This is a genomic window from Pseudomonas sp. 20P_3.2_Bac5 (assembly GCF_025466035.1).
Taxonomy (GTDB): domain Bacteria; phylum Pseudomonadota; class Gammaproteobacteria; order Pseudomonadales; family Pseudomonadaceae; genus Aquipseudomonas.
This window is the reverse complement of sequence record NZ_JANLOA010000104.1, coordinates 1-19,809: the sequence shown is the minus strand read 5'-3', so window position 1 is coordinate 19,809 and position 19,809 is coordinate 1. Positions and strand designations below refer to the sequence as shown.

Below are 19,809 nucleotides of genomic sequence, written 5' to 3'. Positions count from 1 at the left end.
TTACAAAGGCCAGTCCTGTCCCTCACCGCTTGATCGCCTGCAAGGTGTAGCTCAAAGGCAGACGCCATGGGTCAACTTTCAAACGCCACTCCCCATCCTCCCCGAGAACCATCTGCCCAGGCAGCACTTCCCACGGAATGCAGTCATGTTCCTCGATGGCGACAAGATTCAGCCCATGACGCAAAAGCGCCGAAATGACCTCGCCAAGGCCGTGGTTCCACTCATGGGTGATGGTTGCCTTCAGCGCAGTATCGACTTCGACATAAGTGCTGTCATCGTTCCATACCGTCGGCTCGGGGCGCTCGAAATACGGGTGGCTGATCCTCAGCTCTTCCTGGCAATCCTCATCCAGAGCCAGGAGCATCGGATGCCCTTCACGCAGAAACAGGCGGCCTCCGGGCTTGAGCAACGCAGCTACCGTTCGGGCCCACTTATCAATGCTGGGCAGCCAGTTCAATGCGCCGACGCCGGTGTAGACCAGATCGAAGCCACCACGACCAAGGGCTTGCGCGGCCTCGTAAACCGGCGCTTCGACGTAGTGAATCTCAGCGCTACAGTCGGTCGCCAGTCGCCGGGCTTGATCCAGTGAGACGGGAGAAAAGTCCAGGCCGGTCATAACCGCCCCAAGACGGGCAAGAGAAAGGGTGTCTGTACCGATATGGCACTGTAAGTGCACCCCTCTCAGGCCGGAAATGTCACCAAGGCGAGGCTGATCGAAACGAACCACTGCCGATAAATGATCCGCAGAGGCGATAAACCTTGCAGCTTCATAGTCAGGAGACGAGGCGTGGAGTGGCGCTCGTTCATCCCAGTTCGCTCTATTGAACTCAAGATAGTCATCCATCTCTGCACTCCTTGGCTTAGGTGTATGGGACGCGGTGTGGGGGGCAGTTACCTGCCCCACACCTTGCGGCTTTTCCGAGGCCCGAGAACTACCAGAAAGTGCCACGCAACGTCAGCATATGGTTGCGCGGCTCACCGTACCAATTCTGCCGGCCGGACGAGCCTACGGTCGCGTAGTAGGTCTTGTCGAAGGCGTTGTTGAGGTTGTAGGTCAGCGCCCAGTGCTCATCGATCTGGTACTCGGCCAGCGCATTCCACACTGCGTAGCCGGCTTGACGGTAATCGAACGCGTCGTAGATCACATCGCCATCGCCATCGAGCACTGGCTTCATGGTGTTGTCGAGCCGTGCAGCAAAGCCACTGACATAGTCGGCACTCTGCAGGTTGACCCCGCCCCCCACTTTCAAGTCTTTGAGGGCACCTTGCAGTTGATAGGTCGACCACACTTTTACGCTGTGCTTGGGCGTGACGGTACTGAAGGGTGAATTGCTGGTGCGGTCCTTGTTGATGTTGTAGGTATAGGCCGCCATGAGGTCCCAACCTTCCATCACCTCACCGCTGATCTCAGCATCAAAGCCTTTGCTGACGACCTTGCCTTCGGCGACATAGCAGCAACTGCCGGCGAACAAGATGTCCGAGCCCGGATAGGCAGGGTCCAGTACCGCCCTGTTTTCCTGCTCGGTGTAGTAAACCGACAGCGCAGCATTGACGGCGCCATCCCAGAGTTCGCCCTTCAGACCCAGTTCATATGTCTTGCCCGTCATCGGTTCCAGGGGACTGCCCGGCAACGGCCCTTTGGCTTGTAGCTGCTGTGGTTTGTAGATCTCCGAATAGCTGGCATAGGTCGACCAGTCTTTGTTCAGATCAAACACCAAGCCACCATAGGGCACGACCTTGGTCGGTTCACGGCGACTGACGTCGGAAATCGGCACCCATTGGTCAGGGTCGAAACCGGCGACGTTCTTCTCGCTATTGACCTGTTCGAACGTGTAGCGCTGAGCCCTCGCACCGATGATCAGGTGCAGCGGGTCGGCCAGCTGCAGGCGCAACGTTGAGTACAGCCCATACTGCTCTTGGGTGTTGGGACTGTAGTCACGCACGTAACGGTCATCATAGGGTTCATCCCAAGGTGTTGAGCCTGGATCGAAGACATTCACGTCTCCCCCGCCCATCAAGCCGCGCGTGCCGCGCCAGCGGCTGGTGATTTTCTGGTAATCAGCCCCCATCAGCAGCTCATGCTGGCGGTCAAAGGCTTCGAACTTGCCGGCCACGTTGACATCGAACAGATGCTGTTCGCTGAGATAGCGGTTGACCGAGCCGTACCAGAACGGGCCGCTCTTATCCACCAGGTCGGCGCCGCCCATAACCGCCGAACTCTTGATCAGTCCGCTGTCACGGGTCTGGGTGTAGGTGGCGTTGGCTTTCCACTCATCATTGAAGTCGTGATCGATCTTGGCGAACACTTCATCCGAACGTCCGTCCTGATACGCCCAACGGGTGGTCAGGCTGTTGTGACGTGGCAAGCCCAGGTCATCGCCGTTGATGTAACGCGGCACACCCGTGCCGATGCCATTGTCGTGCAGGCGCTCCGAACGCCCGCCCAGGGTCAGCATGGTGGAGTCGCTGATATCGCCTTCGAGCACGCCATACAGGATCGGTTTCTCGGTGCTGCGATCATCCAGGAAATACTGACGGTCGGTGTAGGCCGCAACCAGGCGACCACGCAGGCGCGCATCAAAGCCGATAGGGCCTGTCACGTCGAGCTGGGTACGGTAGTTGTCCCAAGACCCCACGGACGTATCTACCTTCAGTTGATAGCTATCCAGAGGTCGTTTGCGCACCAGGTTGATCATGCCTCCCGGATCACCGGTACCTCCAAACAGCCCCGACGAACCGCGCAGAACCTCGACATGGTCGAACTCGACCAGGTCGTAGTTCTTGTACGAGTAGAAACTGCCCGCCGTAGTACCAAGGGCCATGGGCGCAGCACCATCGATCTGGATGTTTTCGATGATGAAACCACGGGAATAAAAGTTGGACAGGTTGGAGTTGGCGGATTTAACCGTGATGCCCGGCGCCGCCTTCATAGCCTCGGTCAGACTGGTCATACGCCGTTCCTGGATCACCTGGTCGGTGACCACCGAGACGGTTTGCGGCGTCTGCCGCAGGCTGGTTGGCGTCTTCGAGCCGACACTGGCCAACCCTGTGGTGTAGGAGCCAGAGTTTTCGGTCATCTCGCCCATCCCTTGTCCCTGGATGGTGGTGATTCCCAGTTCGAGTGCCGCTCCCGGCGTCGGGGCTTTCTCGACCAGGATCACATCGCCGCTGATCCTGGCACTCAAACCACTGCCCAACAACAGTTGATCCAGGCCCTGCTGAAGCACATGACGCCCTTGCAATCCTTCCGAATGCTGGCTGGTGATCACTTCGCTGGCCACCATCAGGCGCAATCCTGCTTGATCGGCAAAGCGGGTCAGCGCCTGGTCGAGCGGGCCTGCCTCAATATCGAAAGTGTGCTCGACGGCTTGCTGGTGATCCGCCGCCCACGCCTGATGGCTCACGCCCACGCTGCTGGCCGCCACTAGCGCAAGGCTCAAGGCGGTGTGTCTGATCAGATGCTGCATAACGCTCCCCTGCTGAAATCAGCGTAATAAAAATCAATAACGACAGGAAAGACGTCAGTCCTCTGAAAACCGACAGTGGCGAAAAATAATTATTTTTGCGCAGGCACTACTTTGAACGTGAGTCGTCACGTTCAATCACGGTCAACCATGGGAATTGCCGCACCCGCAGCGGCAGAGTCCTTTGCAATAGCTGCAATTGCGCGTCGGTGTCGTCGGTCGCGACGACGCCGGTAACCGGTAGCTGGCGCAGGTCGTTGTCGCGCACCCAGATAAGCCCGCGATGGTAGCGGCCAATCTGCTCCAGCACCTGGGCCAGCGGCTGGCGATTGAACACCAGCCGGTCACGACGCCATGCCGTTGCCGCACCGACATCGACCGGCTGGGTGCGCGACAGGCCATCGGGACCGTACTGCACGGCCTGCCCGGCCTCAACGTCTACGGTTTGCGAATCATCCTCCAGGCTCACCCGCACCGAATGCTCAGTGACAACCATGTGCACCTGCTCGCCCGCGCGCCGAACATCGAAACCAGTACCCAGCGCCCGCAGGCGCCCACGGCCAGCCAACACATCGAATGGACGCTGCGCATCGGGGGCCACCTGCACGAACAGTTCGCCGGCATAGAGGTGCACAACCCGGTGATCAGCCTCCATCTCGATATCGACGCGGGTGCGAGGCGCCAACTCAAGGCGCGAACCGTCGGCCAGGGTCAGGCTGCGGTGCTCGCCCAGACCGGTCACCTGGTCCGCCATCCAGCCTTGCTTACCGGCCTGCCAGTACAAAGCCCCGGCCAGGCTCAGTACCACGGCGAGCCCCCACTGCGGCAATCGCCGCGCCGCACTGGGCGGGCGCTCCAGCGTGATGCCCAGACTGTCCCACAGTTTTTCCGCCGCATGGGCGGCACGCTGATGATCGGACGATGTGTCGCACCATTGCAGGTAGGACTCCCAGCCTGGTGCCTCAGGAAGGCCGGAATGCAAGTCGACCAGCCACTGCAACGCCTGCTCGGTCAGCGTCGGCGGTGATGTGTTCCTGGAAGCGTCGACGATACTGCGTTTCACTCAGTCATCCATCAAGTCGAGACGGCGGGCACAGTGAAGCAAGGCACTCATGATGTACTTGCTGACCATGCTGAGGGACACCCCGAGTCGCTCGGCGATGGCCGCATGACCGAGGCCATCCAGGCGGTTGAGCAACAAGGCCTGGCGAGCGTTGTCGGGCAACTCCGTCAGTGCCCGGTGCAACAGCACCAACTGCTGACGCAACTCCACCAGCGCGGCAGGCCCCGGGGACGGATCGAGCATCTCGTGCTGTACATCCTCCAGAGAGCCCACCTGCCCGCGCCGAGTACGCGTACGCCTCAGGTCGATGATCAGGTTGCGCAGCACGCGGATCAGGAAAAAACGCGGGTTGGCGATCAAATGCGTTCGCTGCTGGCGGTCCAGGTCGGCGTAGCGTACGAACGCATCCTGCGTGAGGTCTGCCGCTGTTTCCCGATCACCCAGACGATGATAGGCAATCTTCTGCAGTTCGCGGTGATACAGGCGAAACAACTGATCCAGATTATCCAATGCACGCTCCAGGAGCCCCCATGTTCCAGGCACAGGTGGCAGGGGCGCTAGAGTACAAATTATGAGAATCGTTCGCAATATCAAAAGATAGCGGCCGCCTGATCGCGCCCTAAACCGCCATCCCCCGATAAGGCACCTCATCCCCCGGACTTCGCGAGAACTGCCTTTTGTACTCCCGACTGAACTGCGAGCTGCTCTGGTAACCCTGAATCGCCCCTGGTTTCCTAGGCTTTGTACGAAATGTATTCGAGCGGGTCAGGCGAAGCAAAAAAAGGCGAGGAAGCAGAGCTTACTGGTTGTAAATGAGCATTCCGAGCCTGTTTTTAACGGAACATAGGCGAGTTCGGATGCATTTCGTACAGAGCCTATGAAACCAACGTCCAGATCTGTAAATCAGTGGACAAGCCGATCCAGGGCATGGCCTGTGTGGCCCAGCATTTGCTGGAGATCGATCTGCCAAGCGCTGGTCGAAGCATCGCCGCGCAGGAAGGAAGCGAGCTGCCCCCCTTTTCCCGGGCCGCACATGCGGCCCCTCGACATCTGCCCCCTTCAAAGCACAGCCGTCTAGAGGCATCTCGCGTGCTTACGAATACCTGTCCATTCGGTCACTTGGCGCCATTCTCACCCCGTTATAGGGCAGTACAGTTGCCACATCCTCCCCCCCCCGAGCTGGAGGAAACCAGCGCAGATCAAAAATCAATTTGCCTGCCGCCGATTTGAGTTTCCACACCATTTTGACCGGCAACCATAGCCGAAGCGCTGATTGCATTTTGATTGGCCCAGTCACGAAGCTTTGTAAATTCGTCCTTGCGCATTTTGCTCATGGGTACCAAACGCGAAATAGTGGTTTCAAAATCAGCCATGGTCAGGTCGCTTGTATCACCAGAGCCACTCATTCGCCGTGAGAATGCTTCAATCAACGACTCCCCGACCCACGCCTCAATTTCCGCCCCGGAAAGCACGATATCCTTACCAAAATTCGCCTCGCCTCCCAGAGCAGACAAACGCTCCAGATCGAATTTTTCCGGATCACGCTTGAGCTTCTTCAGGTGTATCTCAAGAATCTTCTTCCTTTCCAAGGTCGACGGGAAGTCAACGAAGAATATTTCGTCGAATCGCCCCTTTCTCAAAAACTCCGGAGGCAGACCGTTTATGTTGTTAGCGGTAGCGAATACAAAAACAGGCGTCGTTTTTTCTTGCATCCACGTCAGCAATGTTCCGAATACACGTGAAGCCGTACCCCCGTCGGATGTTCCTCCGGAAGAGCCGGAGAGTCCTTTCTCAATCTCATCGATCCATAATATGCAGGGCGAAATGGCTTCAGCAGTGCGTAGCGCAGAACGAATATTGGATTCTGAAGAGCCGACCACGCCCTGGAAGATCTTTCCCATGTCCAAGCGTAATAATGGCATGTTCCATGACGACGATACGCATTTCGCCGTCAGCGACTTTCCGCAACCAGGAACCCCGGTCAAGAGTAATCCCTTCGGGGTTCCGACACCGAACTCCTGAGCAACCTGCCCAAAACACTGGCTGCGCAAATGCAGCCACTTCTTGAGCGTTGCCAGCCCTCCAACATCGTCAAGATTCACCTTCGAGTCGATGTATTCCAGGATACCTGTTTTGCGTATGATCTGTTTCTTTTCGGAAAGCAGATCCTTAACAGTATTTTCACTGATACTCAGGCTCGATACCAATGAACGAGACAGGCTATTGTCGATTTCCAGTCCCGTGAGTCCCAAAGCTGCATCAACCAGCTTTTCGTTAGTGTCACTGGGCAGATCAATCTTGACGCTGCTGTTGCCTTGCCAGGAGTTGACGAAATTTTTTATCTGAACCTTGACTTCATCCCGTGACGGCAAAGGGAAGTCAACCAATGTGATTTCCTTTTGCAGGTCATTGGCAATTTCAAAGCTGGGCGCCACGATAATACAGTTACTTCGGTATCCACGTGAGCGAATATTGATGGCAAAATCGCGCAGTCGACGACGGTAGACCGGATTTGAACTGGAACCCAGATAGTTGTGAGCATCACAAAAGACAAAAATATTCTTGCTGCTCTCTTCCTTTGCCTTTTCTTCACAAAAATCCAAGGCTATCTTCAAATCAAAGGTTTTATCCCCGGCCACAACCCCATTTGTCTGGACACCTAGCGTCGAATTCCAGACGAACAAACGATGGCTAAGCGTCTTGGCGATTTCAGAAATCTCATTGAGTGCGCGCTCTTCTTCAAAAGACTCAATAACCAATATCGCATAACGCGCCTTGAGGTAATCTGTTAGCTGCTTGGTACGACTCATGTCTGGTATCCCTGCGCTTCAACTGAGTTATCTGTATATCGGAAGGCCGGTTTTAGTGACACCAGCGTTCGAAACGACAAACTCGACACTTCTTCTGGTACGAAAAAAATCAATGTCGACTCTGTCGCTGGTCTTGATGATCTGCTTGTGCTGATAGGGATGCTCCGCGTAATGCCGGTACCGACCAGCCAGGGTCAGGTCTACTGCTTTGACAACACGAATCATGGCTTCATTCTGGAATATTTCGTTAGGCGTATAGCCTGTATAAAGTATCCAGTTCTTCTCGCCATTGACAGCATGTATCAGTTGCTGCAAGGCTGGCGCCTGGTCGAGCGGTTCTCCCCCGGAAAGGGTAACCCCAGCGATGTCCAGTGCATTGATCCTTTGCGCCAGTTCATCAACAGACATCAACCGGCTCGCTTCGCGAGTATGGGTCTGCTGATTGAAGCAGCCCTTGCAATTCAACGCACAACCCTGCACCCATAAGGTCAAGCGCAACCCGGGGCCATTAACGCGGCTCAACTCCATGTGGTGTACATTGATGTCCATTTATAGATGAGCACTGAGGATTTGAAGGGTTTGCTCTTCATGGACGACGGTATATTCCGGCTTCCACTCGGTCACCAGTTCCGACGTAGGGCGGGAAAGCAGGCGCTCAAGCTCTTCGGTGAGCGTCGTGCAAATGTCGCCTTTCACGCCACGCACCTCCTCGATGATTCCATCACCGGTAAAGGTCACATGAATGCTGTATTCGTGGCGGGGTCCAAACTCAATGTCGAACCCTTGAAGCGTTTCTGTCACTTTTGTTGGAACACCTGATGCTTCGATGCGCCTGACGGTCTCATCGATGGCTACGCTGACATACGCTTTCTGAAAACTCAAAGCCAAATCAGCCATGATCGCCTCATCACTGGCCGAAACAGTTTCCCGTTCGATGAGGAGTGAATAGGAGCTCTCCTCGACCTGGCAAACAAACAGATTGAACTTATCAGCCGTGTGTCCACAAATAGCTCTGAATTGCTGCGTGCCCATATAACCGATTTTGCCCAGCACCTTTTTGCTGAAGTCGCTGGAAAATGTGGCGACCAGCCCCGTCGTTGGTCTGAGGCCCATCTTGCCGAACGCCTTGACAATAGCTTCTTCATTAACATAGGAAAATTCAAACTTTGTACAGTGAGACATATTAAAGTTCCAGCCTGCGACCAGGGATAACCTCTTCAGCGTTCTGCAGGGCAGTTAACATGTCTGGCGTGAATTCAATATTGCGCGTCGGTGCTGTGGAGGCAAGCGCGGTCTCGGGCGCAGCAACGTGTGACGTCGATACTGGAGCGCCAGATTCGACAACCACACGACTCCTGCGTGAAACCTGTGGCGCACCACGGTCGCCAAGTAGACTTGCATCAATCGATTCCAGTAACTTTCTAACCACCAGAATAGGATTTGATGTCAGCTTTTCATAGAGCCCAATGGACAACAAAGCATCGGACCCATCATTGAATTGCAACTTTACAAAGTAACTTTGACTTTCATTGCTGATAATACCAATTTGCGAAACCTGACTCAGGTCCCGGGACAGTTTTTTCCAAACATGCCCATCAAACGACGCCACGATCAATTTTGTTGCCGTTGCGGCAAACGCATTGCTTCCAGCTTTGACTTCACCAGCATCAAAATTCTGGTAGCTGACAAGAATTTTCTCCCCTACTGAGAACCCCAGAGCGGTTGCCAGATACTCACTTGCCGAAGAATCGACATCTGCGTGAAACCTCAGGCTTTTTGACAAAAAATAAAGGCTAACTAATCCCGACAGACCAAAACCTATTGGGTGAAGTGCTCTTTTCGGCTCAAGAGCCACAAAAACCACCATAACAAGCACTATCACGCCATAACTGTATTTTATGGCCATCTGGGTACTGAACTTCTTATTTCTATAGAACCAGAAGGTTTTGCCCGGGACATATTTCTTTGAAGGTAGCAGTACCACTGCGCATGCACCGAAAAACAACAGGCCGGCAAGCGCCGTTACAGCTTGACGGGTCTGCCCATTTTGCAATCCTTCAATAAACATCGGCACACTGAAAACGATAAAACCAGACAAGCACGCGAGTAGCAAACCTCCTACTATCTTGCCTTTGGACACCATCATCATTTTCCACATTGGGATAGTCTTTATCATTCACAAACTCTCCTAGAGTTGGTACAGCGGCGCGTGGTGGGATGATGAATCTATAACTATTCACTGCCCTATGCTACATGACGATCATGGACTTATCACGCACCAGAGAGGGTCTGGGGCAGCCTGTTTCTCGGGGCAACTACGACCACCGCCGATTTTGAACGTGGAAGTCAATCCAGAACGCTCGGATCCCTTGCGCATTTCTTACGCCTGGCCTTGTAAAGTGCGCTGCGTTTGCTCAAGTGCTTGTAAGTGCTGCGGCGGGCGGCGATCTGTCAAATCACTTGTCGCCGTTCATGCTCTGCCCGCTTCTCCACTCCGATATAGCCAGCATCCGCGCACACGATGTTCTCTTCGCCATGCAACAGGCGAGCGACTTCAGTTACATCTGCCACATTCGCGGCAGTGCCGTGGACGTGATGCACGAGGCCCGACTCGGCATCCGCTCGCGGCGCGTTTGCATGCGCTTACCGGCGTACTAGAAATCCGAAAAGCTCATGTGACTCATGGAATAGAGGGATTGATGGGGACATTGAACGGAGGGCTATTTCAGCAAGGCCAGAGGGCCTGTGCTGACTTGATCGGAGAACCCCTAGCGAATCCGGGGCGACTCAGGTTTCAGCGGAGCACTGAAAAGCAGACTACGCTTCTGCCATAGTTGTCTTCATTAAAGCCCCTCAAGTTGGGGCTTTTTTGTGCATGTGTATTTTCGCCAGCCCTCCCCGCCCCTAAACCGCCATCCCCCGATAAGGCACCTCATCCCCCGGACTTCGCGAGAACTGCCTTTTGTATTCCCGACTGAACTGCGAGCTGCTCTGGTAACCCACGCGGTGCGCGACCTGGGCGACGCCCAGCCCTTCGCCGATCAACATCTGCTGTGCCTTCAACAACCGCAGCCGCTTGAGGTACTGGATAGGCGACAGCAAGGTGTTGCGCTTGAAGTGTTCGTGAAACGCGGAAGCGCTCATGTTCGCGCGGCCGGCCAGTTCGTCGATGCTGAGCGGGTCGGCGTAGTGATCGCGAAGATACGCCAGCGAGGCGCCGATCCGGGCGAAGTGGCCCTGCTGCTCGACCAAGGCTCTGAGCGCGCCGGCCTGCGGGCCGTTGAGCGCCGCGAAATACACCTCGCGCACCCGCGCGGCGCCCATCACGCGGGCGTCTTCGGGTCGTTGCAGGCACTGCAACAGCCGCAGCACGGCGTCCTGCATCGTCTCATCAAGGGGCGCGGAGCTCATGGACTCCGGGGTCTGCGCGCGGACCAGGCCAGCGGGAAGCGGGTCCATCGCCTGGACCATTTCGCTCAGGACCAGTGGATCGATACAGACAGCCACGCCGTACAGCGGCTCGGCCTCGCTGGCGAAGGTCTCGCACATGAACGGCACCGACAGCGCCTGCACCAGGTACTGCCCTGCCCCGTAATCCAGCGTTCGTTCGCCCAGGCGCGCCAGCTTTCGGCCCTGCGCCAGGACCATCAGGCTGGGTTCGTAGATCTGCGGGCTGCTCGCCACATACTCCGCCCAGGAAAGCACCTGCACGTCACTGAGCAAGGTGTCGACAAAGCCGGGGCGCGTGGCCAGCGGCTTGATCAGGTCGCACAGGGCCTGGCGTACTGGAAAGTGATGAGGATCGGACATGAGGGAAGGCAAGAGTGATTGAGGCGCCCATGATCCCAGATTTCACGGCAGGGATACCGTCAATCCACGCGGCACTGGAGGAATAGGCATGACACCCGGAGGATTACCCATCGGCATCCCCGCCCCTCGCCCGCACAATGCGCCGCCTCTTTTCGCTGTGCAGAGACACCCTTATGTACAAAGCCATTGGCTACGCCGCCCAGTCGGCCAGCGCGCCGCTCGCCCCGATGACCTTCGACCGCCGCAGCCCGCGTCCGAACGATGTCGTCATCGATATCCTCTACTGCGGCGTCTGCCATTCCGATATCCATCAGGCGCGCAACGAATGGGGCATTGCCGTCTACCCGCTGATGCCCGGCCACGAAATCATCGGCCGGGTCCGCGCCACCGGTAGCGCGGCGAGCAAGTATCAGCCCGGCGATCTGGTCGGCGTCGGTTGCATGGTCGATTCCTGCCAGCACTGCGACGCCTGCCACGCCGACCTCGAGCAGTATTGCCTCGAAGGCCCGACCATGACCTACACCACGCCAGACCGCGTGGACGGCAGCTACACCCTCGGCGGTTACTCCAACTGCATCGTGGTGCGGGAAGATTTCGTGTTGCGGATCCCGGACGGCATGGACTTGCCGAGCGCGGCGCCGATCCTCTGCGCGGGCATCACCACCTACTCGCCGCTGCGCCATCACGGCGTCGGGCCGGGTCATCGGGTGGGCATCCTGGGCATGGGCGGGCTGGGCCATATGGGCATCAAGCTGGCCAAGGCGCTCGGCGCCGAAGTCACGCTGTTCACCCGTTCGGCGGCGAAGGCCGAGGAAGCCCACCGTCAGGGCGCTGATCACGTCGTGGTCTCGACCGATCCGGCGCAAATGGCTGCAGTCGCCGATCACTTCGATTTCCTGCTCGACACCATCCCAGTGCAGCACGACCTCAACCCCTACCTCAAGACGCTCAAGTTCAACGGCGTGCATATTCTGGTGGGCCTGATCGAACCCATCGAGCCCGCCATCGATGCGGCCCATCTGGTGCTCAAGCGTCGGGTGATCGCCGGGTCGTTGATCGGTGGCATCGCCGAGACCCAGGAGGTGCTGGATTTCTGTGCCGCGCATGACATTCGCTGCGATATCGAAATGCTCGATATCCGCGCCATCAACGAAGCCTACAGCCGCATGATCGCGGGGGACGTGAAGTACCGCTTCGTCATTGATATGGCGACGCTGCAGACCGCGGAGTAACGGCGCACTCCGCTGTTGATATCGAAGGGCCGCCCCGGCCCTTCGAACCGATCAAGCGCTTAGAACGCCAGACCGACCTTCACACCGAACTCGTCACGCTTGAGTTTGGTGTTGTCGGCCACGTCCGAGTCTTCGTCCAGCTTGTACTCGGTACGGGTGTAGTACGCGCCGACCTGCACCGGCATGCCGCCCTGCTGGTTCAGCAGCAGGCTGACTTCGGCGTACGGGTTGGTGCGGTCCTTGAGGTCCACGGTGTCGCTGCCAAAATCGTCGACCTTGAGCTTGGCGCGGCCGTCGATGGTGTGACGGGCGCCGACTTCGACACGCAGGGTCGAGGTGTCGAACTGGTGGTTGTAGCCCAGCGCAGCCTTGGCGAACGGCGATTTTGAGGTGATTTCCACGTCGATGTCGTTGATCGCCGGCTCGAAGCGCGTCCAGCCATAGCCGCCGCCCACGGTCACGTCGATGAAATTGCGCGCATCCAGCGCCGCGCGCCAGCCGAGGTCGAGATCGGCCTGGGCTTCCTTGAGTTTGTTGTCGTCTTTTTTGCCGTACTTGGCTTCGGCACCAACTTGGTAGATGAAGCCGGATTCGGCAGTCAGCTTGTTGCCGAAGGTGGCGAACACGCCGCCCTGGCCGAGATGGTCGGAGTCGGACTCGTCACCGCCTTCAAACTTGAATTTGTCGTAGCTGCCCGTCAGGCCGAGGGTGAACAGCGGGTCGGTGCTCGGTGCGGCAACGGCCGCCAGAGGTGCGCCCAGCAGGGCCAGGATGCAGGTCGGTGCGAGCAATTTACGGGTGGGCATTCGGGAAGCCTCCATGACTGTAATGTATTAACGAACGCACCGCTTTGAAGCACCGTTCTCCGCTAAAGTTCGAAATAAATTGACGTAAATGTGAAATGTTTCTCGACTTTGAAGGCTCTATCTCGCGGCTTTTATCGATAGCACAGCGCCATTATCCAAGATTTCTCACACGGCCACGCCCCCGCAAACATTGGGTTGCGCCGAAAACGACCCAACAAAAAAAGCGCCCCGAAGGGCGCCAGAGGCAACTTAAAAAAACAGCCCTCTCAATGGTCCGAAAGTGCCCTGGCCACCGTCGCCAGGTTGGATTCGTTTAGGCCCGCGACACACATCCGCCCACTGCGAATCAGGTACACCCCATGCTGCTCGCGAATGCGATCGACAGCGTCGGCGCTCAGCCCGGTGTAACTGAACATGCCCTTTTGGCGCAGCAGGTAACCCACCTCCCGCCGCGCATCGATACGCCCCACTTCATCGAACAACGCCTGACGCATGCCCACCATCCGCGCGCGCATGGCGTCCAGTTCCTGCCGCCACAGCGCCGTCAGTTCGGCATCGCCGAAAATCGTCGCCACCAGCTCCGCGCCATGCCGTGGCGGGTTGGAGTAGTTGGTGCGCACCGTGCCCTTCAACTGGCCGGCCACGCGCCGGGCAATCTCGCCGTCCTTGCACACCACCGACAGCGAACCGACCCGCTCGCCATACAGCGAAAACACCTTGGAAAACGAGTTGCTCACCAGCCCGGTGATACCGCTGCGGGCCAGCGCGCGGATCGCGTAGGTGTCCGCGTCCAGCCCCTCCCCCAGCCCCAGGTAGGCGGCGTCGAGAAACGGGATCAGCGACCGCTCGCGGAACAGCGCGTAAAAGCGCTGCCACTGCACTGGCGTGAGGTCGATGCCGGTGGGGTTGTGACAGCAGGCGTGCAGCAACACGATGCTGTGGGCCGGCAGTTTGCCGAACACGTCCAGCATGGCCGCGAAGTCGACCGCCTGACCGCTGGCGTCCAGGTACGGGTAGCGGTTCACCGCGAAACCGGCGCCCTGGAAAATCGCCAGGTGGTTGTCCCAGGTCGGGTCGCTGACCCACACCTGCGACTGCGGGTAGTAGCGCTTGAGAAAATCCGCGCCCACCCGCAGCGCGCCCGAACCACCGACGCTTTGCAGGGTGACGATGCGCTCGCTGTCGGCACCGCCAAGGTCGCCGAACAGATAGCCCTGCACCGCTTCGCGGAACCCCGGATGGCCGTCCATGGGCAGGTACAGGTTGGCGGTTTCCGCCCGTACATCCAGCAACGCCTTGGCCCGGCGCACCGACGGCAGCACCGGCACTTCGCCGTGCTCGTCGTAGTAGAAGCCGATGCTCAGGTTGACCTTGCCGGCTCGCGGATCGCGCTGGTAATCGTCCATCAACGACAGGATCGGATCGCCGGGGTATGTCTCGACATGTTCGAACATCAGGGGCTCCTCAGTGAGCGAACGTGGGGTGAAGGAAAGGCCACGGGCTCGCGTCGCCGCCGCGCGGCACGCTGACCTCGATCAGCACCGGACGGTCGGCGGCGAAGGCCTGCTCCAGTGCCGGCCGCAGTTGCGCCGGCGAGCCGACCCGGAACGCCTGAACGCCGAAGGATTCGGCAAATCTCAGAAAGTCCGGGTTCACCAGTTCCGAGCCCAGCAGGCGACCGGCGAAGCTCTCTTGCTGGTCGCGGTAGACGTTGCCGAAGGCACTGTTGTTGAACACGATGGTCACCAGGTTGAGCCGGTACTGCACCGCCGTGGCCAGTTCCTGGGCGGCGAACATGAAGCCGCCGTCGCCGCAGATCGACACCACCGCTTTGTCCGGGTGCGCGGCCTTGACCCCGAGCGCCGTGGGGAAGCCGAAGCCGAGGGTGCCCTGGTGCCCCGAAGTGACCAGGGTGCGTGGTTTGTACACCGGGAAACCGAAGATCGAGGTGAAGCCCACCTGGGAGATTTCCTCGACAAAAAAGCCGTCTCGCGGCAGCACGTCGCGAATCACCCGCAGGTAGTCGAGTTGCGGCTGCACACACTGGATTGCTTGTTTCGCCGCCGCCTTGGCTTCGGCAATCTCGGCGTCGCGGCACTTCGGCGGACCGGCGCGAAGCACAGCCTCCGCCAGGGCGCTGGCGCCCTCCCCGGCATCGGCCAGCAGGTTGACCTCGGCCGGCATGCGCCGCACCTCGGTCGGGTCGATATCGATGCGGATTAGCTTCAGCCCGGCCGGACGATGCCGCCAGCGAATGTCCAGCAACTCGAAGCGCGAGCCGATCACCACGGCGACATCGGTCTGCGGCCACAGTCGGGCGCCGGCGGCAACGGTAAAGCCCAGCGGGTGATCATCCGGCACCACGCCGCGACCGCCACGGAAACTCACCACCGGCGCACCCAGCACCTCCGCCAGTTGGCCGACTTCGGCGCTGGCTTCCAGCGCCCCGGAACCGACAAAGATCATCGGCGCCTTGGCCGCGCTCAGCAGTTTCGCCGCGCACTCGACGGCATCGCTATCTACCGGCGGGGTCGGTTGCAGCGCCAGCGGCGGCTGCATGCGCACCGCCGCGCTGCGGGTGAAGAAGTCCCAGGAGGCTTGCAGCGACACCACGCCGGGGCGCCCGGATTGCATGGCCTGGAACGCCTGCGCCACCTGCCACGGGGCATCGGCCGGCTGTTCGATATGCGCCGCCCATTTGCCGATGCCCTGGAGGATTTCCAGTTGCCGCGGCAGTTCATGCAACTGGCCACGACCACGGTCCTTGAAACCGCTCATCACATCGCCGGTCAGAGCCAGCACCGGCGCATTGCAGCCGTGGGCGGTGAGCATGGCGGCACTGGCATTGAGGATGCCGGGCCCCGGCACCACGCTGAACACACCGGGGCGACCGCTGGAGCGGGCGTAGCCAAACGCCATGTAGGCGCTGGTCTGTTCATGCCGCGCACCCAGGGTGCGGATGCTGTCGGCATTGCGCGCCAGGGCGTCGGTCAGGCCGTAGATTTGCGCGCCGGGCAGTGCGAAGACAGTATCGACGCCCTGCACTTTCAAACTCTCGACCAGGGCATCGCCGCCCGTAAGCTGCTGAACAGCGGGAAGTTCGGTTTTCATTATCAATTACCTGTTGCGGATTATTCGAAGTTGAGCGCGGCGGGTTTGATGGATTGGTATTTACGGAAACTGGCGTAAACAACTATCAGCCACAAAGGAATTAGCCAGACCGATATACGCATCGCCGGAATGAACGCCATGATCAACATGATCGAAAAGATGAAAGCGATGCACAGATAGTTGCCGAAGGGAAACAATGGCGAACGATAGTGAGTGCGCTCTCCCGCCGCCTGTTTGGCGCGGCGAAACTTCAGGTGGGTATAACTGGTGAGCATCCAGTTCATGATGGTTGTCGCAACCACCAGTGCCATCAAGGCTTCCAGCGTGCCGTTGGGCGACAGCCAGTTGAGCAGCACCGCCAGGGCTGTAATCGCCGCCGTCACGATCAGCGCGTTGACCGGCACATCGTTGCGATTGAGCTTGAGCAGTTGCCGCGGCGCATGGCCCTGCCCGGCCATGGCGTGCAACTGGCGCACGGTGCAATAGACCACGGCGTTGTAGACCGACAGCGCGGCGGTCAGCACCACCAGGTTGAGGACGTGGGCCGCCGCGCCGATGCCCAGCAGATCGAGGATCTTCACGAACGGGCTGGCGCTGTAAGGATCACCGCCAGCGGACAGCGAGGCCACCAGGTCGTCCCACGGCGTCAGCGCCAGCAGCACCGCTAGCGCGGCGATATAGAACAGGCCGATACGGTGCAGTACCTTGTTGATCGCGCTGGGAATGGTCTTCGATGGATCGCGTGCTTCGCCGGCGGTAAAGCCGATGAACTCCAGCCCGCCAAAGGCGAACATGATCAGCGGCAACGCGAGAATCAGCCCGCTGATGCCGTTGGGCAGGAAACCACCGTGGCTCCACAGGTTGCTGACCGCAGCCGTCGGCGACGGTGTCGGGCCGAACAGCAGCCAGCCGCCGAGGGCGATCATCATCAGCACCGCCGTCACCTTGATCACCGCGAACCAGAATTCCGCCTCGCCGTAGACTTTCACCGCCAGCAGGTTGAGGCCGTTGATCAGCACGAAGAAGAATGCGGCGCAGGCCCAGGTGGGCACGTCCGGCCACCAGAACTGCACGTACTTGCCCACGGCCGTCAGTTCCGCCATGCCCACCAGGATGTAGCCGGCGGTGTAGTTCCAGCCGGCGAGGTAACCGACGAAGGGCGAACAGTATTTAGTCGAGAAATGGCTCAGCGAACCGGACACCGGCTCGTCCACCAGCATTTCCCCCAGTTGGCGCATGATCAGGAACGCGATCAGCCCGGCCACGGCATACCCCAGCAACAAGCCAGGGCCCGCCAGCTTCATGACCCCGGCACTGCCGAGAAACAATCCGGTGCCAATGGCACCGCCGAGTCCGATCATTTGAATATGACGATTAGACAGACCCCGCGACAATGCGGGATCGGTATTAGTGGCTCTGCTCATCGTTTTATTATCCATATTGTTTTTCGGACACGGCATGACCCGGCGCCCGACGATAGTTCGGCAGGTGAAGTTGAAATTGAAGGTAGTGTTTTTATAGCCGAAGTTACTTGCGCACTTCGATGGGATTCACGTTAACAGCAATGCCGAAAATGAACATCCCGCCAGAGTGAATGGCAACTATGCGAACACCGGGTGGTTCAGCCCGGATACACCGGAAGTTGCTCACCGGGACTGAGAAACTGCGAGCCACGGCAATGCTCATAAACGAAAGTGCGGAACCACTGCTGTTCCGCCGAGCTATGGGTGCGGCTGTGCCAGACCACCCAATAACGGAACGGATGGCGGACGAATGCCAGCGGGCGCCAGCAAACGTCGGCCTGCTCGGCCCATTTGCGGGCGATATGCTCGGGCAGCATGAGCAGCATGTCGCTGCGCTGGATCACCGCCAGCGCCGCCGAGTAATACGGCACCGTGAGTTTCAGGTCGCGGTGCAGGTTGTGCTTGCGCAGGTAGGCATCGACGAAGCTGTCCTTGTCGCCGCCGGTGCTGATCTTCAAATGCGGCCAGCTCAGGAACTGCTCCTGGCTCAATTGCGCCTGCGCCGCCAGCGGGTGATCGCTGCGCATGCAGCACACGGCGACGTCCTCGCCGATCACCCGGCCATGAAACTCGGCGGGGGTGTCTTCGATCATGCTGGTGGCCAGGTCGACTTTGCCGCTGGCCAGCCAGTCGAAACGGTTGGCCTCCCACGGGCGGAAATCGATGCTGACGTTCGGCGCCACTCGCGCCAGGTCGGCGAGCAGTTGCGGGAGGATGTGCTCGGCAACGTGATCGGAGCCGGCCATGGCGAAGCGACGTTCGCACGTGGCCGGCGAGAACTGCGAGGGCGTGCCCAGCGCCTGCAACTGTTCGAGCACCTGCTTCAAAGGTTCCAGCAGTTCCGCCCCGCGCTCGCTAAGGATGTACTGACGCCCCTGGCGCACCAGCAGCGGATCGCCAAACGCCTCGCGAAACTGCGCCAGGTGCCGGCTCAGCGCCGACTGGCTGGCGCCCAAGCGCGTCGCCGCGTGACTCAGGTTGCGCACGTCCAGCAGGGTCGCCAGCACGCGCAACTGGGTCACGCTCAGGTTGTTGAAGGCGGGATTCATGTCGACGGGCTCAGTCGAGGCTGAGGGCCAGGGTTGGCTGCCCGGCGTCGAGCACGGCGTGGCCGACACACTCGCCACCGCAATAGCGCGCCACCAGTTCGACCAGATCGGCCATGGCCGAACGCACGTCCTCGGCGGTGGTCGGCGGCAGGCCGTCGATATCGAAGAACACGCAGCGGGTATCGGCCAGGGTGCGGGTATCGGCGGCCTGGCGCCAGGTCCAGCGCCGGGTCAGCACCCGCGTGCCGGCGGCCAGGACGATTTCGCCGAGCGCGATGGTTTCCGGCTCGGCGGCGGCATCCACCAGAAAGCGGTCGGCGGCCACGGTCTTGCGCAGTTCGATCACCTTCGATTGCGGGCCGATCGGGTGCACGCCAGCGGGCAGCACATAGCGCAGGGACAACAGGTTGCCGATATCCACCAGCGGGTTGATGTCCGGAAGGTTGTCGGGTTTGAGCACCCGGCGTGTCAGGGCTTCAATGGCGCTGCGGTGCTCCGAGGGCTTGGCGCCGAAACGGCGGTAGGCGTCGCGCCAGGCTGCTATTTGCGGGTAGTCGGCGGGGTTGCCGCTGACCCGCTCGCGCAGCGCTTGCTCGCTGGCGCGCAGCAGCGCGGTCAGCTCGGCGTTGGGAAGGGTGTTGTCGAGGTTGCGGAAGACCACCACGCCACGGCGGTAGTCGGGGTGATCGTCAAAGACATCGGGGCTGACCGTATAGGTAAAGGTGCTCACAGGCGCTCCTCTGGAATGCGGGTTCGGGCAGCTTGGCCAAGCCGGGTGGCAGACTATAGCACCGGGCCTGAAGCTGGGAGCTCACCGATTTCTGCAAGGTTGCCATGCGGGTTGTGGATAGCTGGATGAGGGTGGCCGGGTGTTTTTCAGCGTTCTCAAGATCGAGCGCCGCCTCCGCGGGGGGGGGGGGGGGGGGGGGGGGGGGGGGGGG

16 protein-coding genes and 2 pseudogenes are annotated in these 19,809 nt (G+C 59.4%); 1 reads left to right on the top strand and 17 read right to left on the bottom strand.

The window, feature by feature from the left end; all coding sequences use genetic code 11:
• Positions 1-22: 22 nt before the first annotated feature.
• The 11 genes and pseudogenes from NTD88_RS18770 to NTD88_RS18720 form a co-directional block, all read right to left on the bottom strand.
• Positions 23-844, bottom strand: coding sequence for a class I SAM-dependent methyltransferase (locus tag NTD88_RS18770; RefSeq protein ID WP_262155228.1), 822 nt, complete (start codon positions 842-844; stop codon positions 23-25).
• A gap of 88 nt (positions 845-932) precedes the next feature.
• Positions 933-3,467, bottom strand: coding sequence for a TonB-dependent siderophore receptor (locus NTD88_RS18765; RefSeq protein ID WP_095157355.1), 2,535 nt, complete (start codon positions 3,465-3,467; stop codon positions 933-935).
• Positions 3,468-3,573: 106 nt separating this feature from the next.
• Complete coding sequence (locus NTD88_RS18760; RefSeq protein WP_256587807.1) at positions 3,574-4,527, bottom strand: FecR family protein; 954 nt, start codon at positions 4,525-4,527, stop codon at positions 3,574-3,576.
• Complete coding sequence (locus NTD88_RS18755) at positions 4,528-5,037, bottom strand: RNA polymerase sigma factor (protein ID WP_256587806.1); 510 nt, start codon at positions 5,035-5,037, stop codon at positions 4,528-4,530.
• A gap of 109 nt (positions 5,038-5,146) precedes the next feature.
• A pseudogene (locus NTD88_RS18750) lies at positions 5,147-5,242 on the bottom strand (AraC family transcriptional regulator); the annotation flags it as partial.
• Between the two features lie 484 nt (positions 5,243-5,726).
• Positions 5,727-7,337, bottom strand: coding sequence for an AAA family ATPase (locus tag NTD88_RS18745; RefSeq protein WP_262155229.1), 1,611 nt, complete (start codon positions 7,335-7,337; stop codon positions 5,727-5,729).
• Between the two features lie 27 nt (positions 7,338-7,364).
• Positions 7,365-7,865: a 4Fe-4S single cluster domain-containing protein gene (locus NTD88_RS18740; protein ID WP_262155230.1), complete on the bottom strand. Its 501-nt coding sequence runs from the start codon at positions 7,863-7,865 to the stop codon at positions 7,365-7,367.
• Between the two features lie 21 nt (positions 7,866-7,886).
• Positions 7,887-8,519, bottom strand: coding sequence for a DUF2997 domain-containing protein (locus tag NTD88_RS18735; RefSeq protein ID WP_262155231.1), 633 nt, complete (start codon positions 8,517-8,519; stop codon positions 7,887-7,889).
• 1 nt (position 8,520) lies between these two features.
• Entirely contained in the window at positions 8,521-9,513 is a 993-nt protein-coding gene (locus NTD88_RS18730; RefSeq protein WP_262155232.1) for a hypothetical protein, read from the bottom strand.
• A gap of 203 nt (positions 9,514-9,716) precedes the next feature.
• Positions 9,717-9,956 (bottom strand): annotated as a pseudogene (locus tag NTD88_RS18725) (transposase); the annotation flags it as partial.
• A 285-nt stretch (positions 9,957-10,241) separates the two neighbouring features.
• Positions 10,242-11,147, bottom strand: coding sequence for an AraC family transcriptional regulator (locus NTD88_RS18720; protein WP_262155233.1), 906 nt, complete (start codon positions 11,145-11,147; stop codon positions 10,242-10,244).
• A gap of 173 nt (positions 11,148-11,320) precedes the next feature.
• On the opposite strand from NTD88_RS18720, the gene NTD88_RS18715 reads away from it, so the two are divergent.
• Positions 11,321-12,379 carry an NAD(P)-dependent alcohol dehydrogenase gene (locus NTD88_RS18715; protein WP_262155234.1) on the top strand — a complete coding sequence of 353 codons (1,059 nt, stop codon included), beginning with the start codon at positions 11,321-11,323 and terminating at the stop codon, positions 12,377-12,379.
• 59 nt (positions 12,380-12,438) lie between these two features.
• Here NTD88_RS18715 and NTD88_RS18710 read toward each other — a convergent pair whose 3' ends face one another.
• From NTD88_RS18710 to NTD88_RS18685, 6 genes are all read right to left on the bottom strand, one after another.
• Positions 12,439-13,185, bottom strand: coding sequence for an outer membrane beta-barrel protein (locus tag NTD88_RS18710; protein ID WP_095157346.1), 747 nt, complete (start codon positions 13,183-13,185; stop codon positions 12,439-12,441).
• A 266-nt stretch (positions 13,186-13,451) separates the two neighbouring features.
• Positions 13,452-14,639 carry an aromatic amino acid transaminase gene (locus tag NTD88_RS18705; protein WP_262155235.1) on the bottom strand — a complete coding sequence of 396 codons (1,188 nt, stop codon included), beginning with the start codon at positions 14,637-14,639 and terminating at the stop codon, positions 13,452-13,454.
• 10 nt (positions 14,640-14,649) lie between these two features.
• The gene (locus tag NTD88_RS18700; RefSeq protein WP_262155236.1) at positions 14,650-16,296 is read right to left on the bottom strand and encodes a thiamine pyrophosphate-dependent enzyme; all 1,647 of its coding nucleotides are present in this window, start codon (positions 16,294-16,296) and stop codon (positions 14,650-14,652) included.
• Positions 16,297-16,316: 20 nt separating this feature from the next.
• A complete protein-coding gene (locus tag NTD88_RS18695) occupies positions 16,317-17,720 on the bottom strand; it encodes an amino acid permease (RefSeq protein WP_410017294.1) in 1,404 nt (467 codons plus the stop codon).
• 197 nt (positions 17,721-17,917) lie between these two features.
• Positions 17,918-18,868, bottom strand: coding sequence for a LysR family transcriptional regulator (locus NTD88_RS18690; RefSeq protein ID WP_262155238.1), 951 nt, complete (start codon positions 18,866-18,868; stop codon positions 17,918-17,920).
• 10 nt (positions 18,869-18,878) lie between these two features.
• A complete protein-coding gene (locus NTD88_RS18685; RefSeq protein ID WP_262155239.1) occupies positions 18,879-19,598 on the bottom strand; it encodes a B3/4 domain-containing protein in 720 nt (239 codons plus the stop codon).
• Positions 19,599-19,809 lie beyond the last annotated feature (211 nt).

Bases quoted from the DNA above. Each gene is read 5' to 3' on its own strand.
- NTD88_RS18770 (WP_262155228.1), bottom strand. From the start codon at position 844: ATGGATGACTATCTTGAGTTCAATAGAGCGAACTGGGATGAACGAGCG.
- NTD88_RS18765 (WP_095157355.1), bottom strand. From the start codon at position 3,467: ATGCAGCATCTGATCAGACACACCGCCTTGAGCCTTGCGCTAGTGGCG.
- NTD88_RS18745 (WP_262155229.1), bottom strand. From the start codon at position 7,337: ATGAGTCGTACCAAGCAGCTAACAGATTACCTCAAGGCGCGTTATGCG.
- NTD88_RS18740 (WP_262155230.1), bottom strand. From the start codon at position 7,865: ATGGAGTTGAGCCGCGTTAATGGCCCCGGGTTGCGCTTGACCTTATGG.
- NTD88_RS18735 (WP_262155231.1), bottom strand. From the start codon at position 8,519: ATGTCTCACTGTACAAAGTTTGAATTTTCCTATGTTAATGAAGAAGCT.
- NTD88_RS18730 (WP_262155232.1), bottom strand. From the start codon at position 9,513: ATGATAAAGACTATCCCAATGTGGAAAATGATGATGGTGTCCAAAGGC.
- NTD88_RS18720 (WP_262155233.1), bottom strand. From the start codon at position 11,147: ATGTCCGATCCTCATCACTTTCCAGTACGCCAGGCCCTGTGCGACCTG.
- NTD88_RS18715 (WP_262155234.1), top strand. From the start codon at position 11,321: ATGTACAAAGCCATTGGCTACGCCGCCCAGTCGGCCAGCGCGCCGCTC.
- NTD88_RS18710 (WP_095157346.1), bottom strand. From the start codon at position 13,185: ATGCCCACCCGTAAATTGCTCGCACCGACCTGCATCCTGGCCCTGCTG.
- NTD88_RS18705 (WP_262155235.1), bottom strand. From the start codon at position 14,639: ATGTTCGAACATGTCGAGACATACCCCGGCGATCCGATCCTGTCGTTG.
- NTD88_RS18700 (WP_262155236.1), bottom strand. From the start codon at position 16,296: ATGAAAACCGAACTTCCCGCTGTTCAGCAGCTTACGGGCGGCGATGCC.
- NTD88_RS18695 (WP_410017294.1), bottom strand. From the start codon at position 17,720: ATGAGCAGAGCCACTAATACCGATCCCGCATTGTCGCGGGGTCTGTCT.
- NTD88_RS18690 (WP_262155238.1), bottom strand. From the start codon at position 18,868: ATGAATCCCGCCTTCAACAACCTGAGCGTGACCCAGTTGCGCGTGCTG.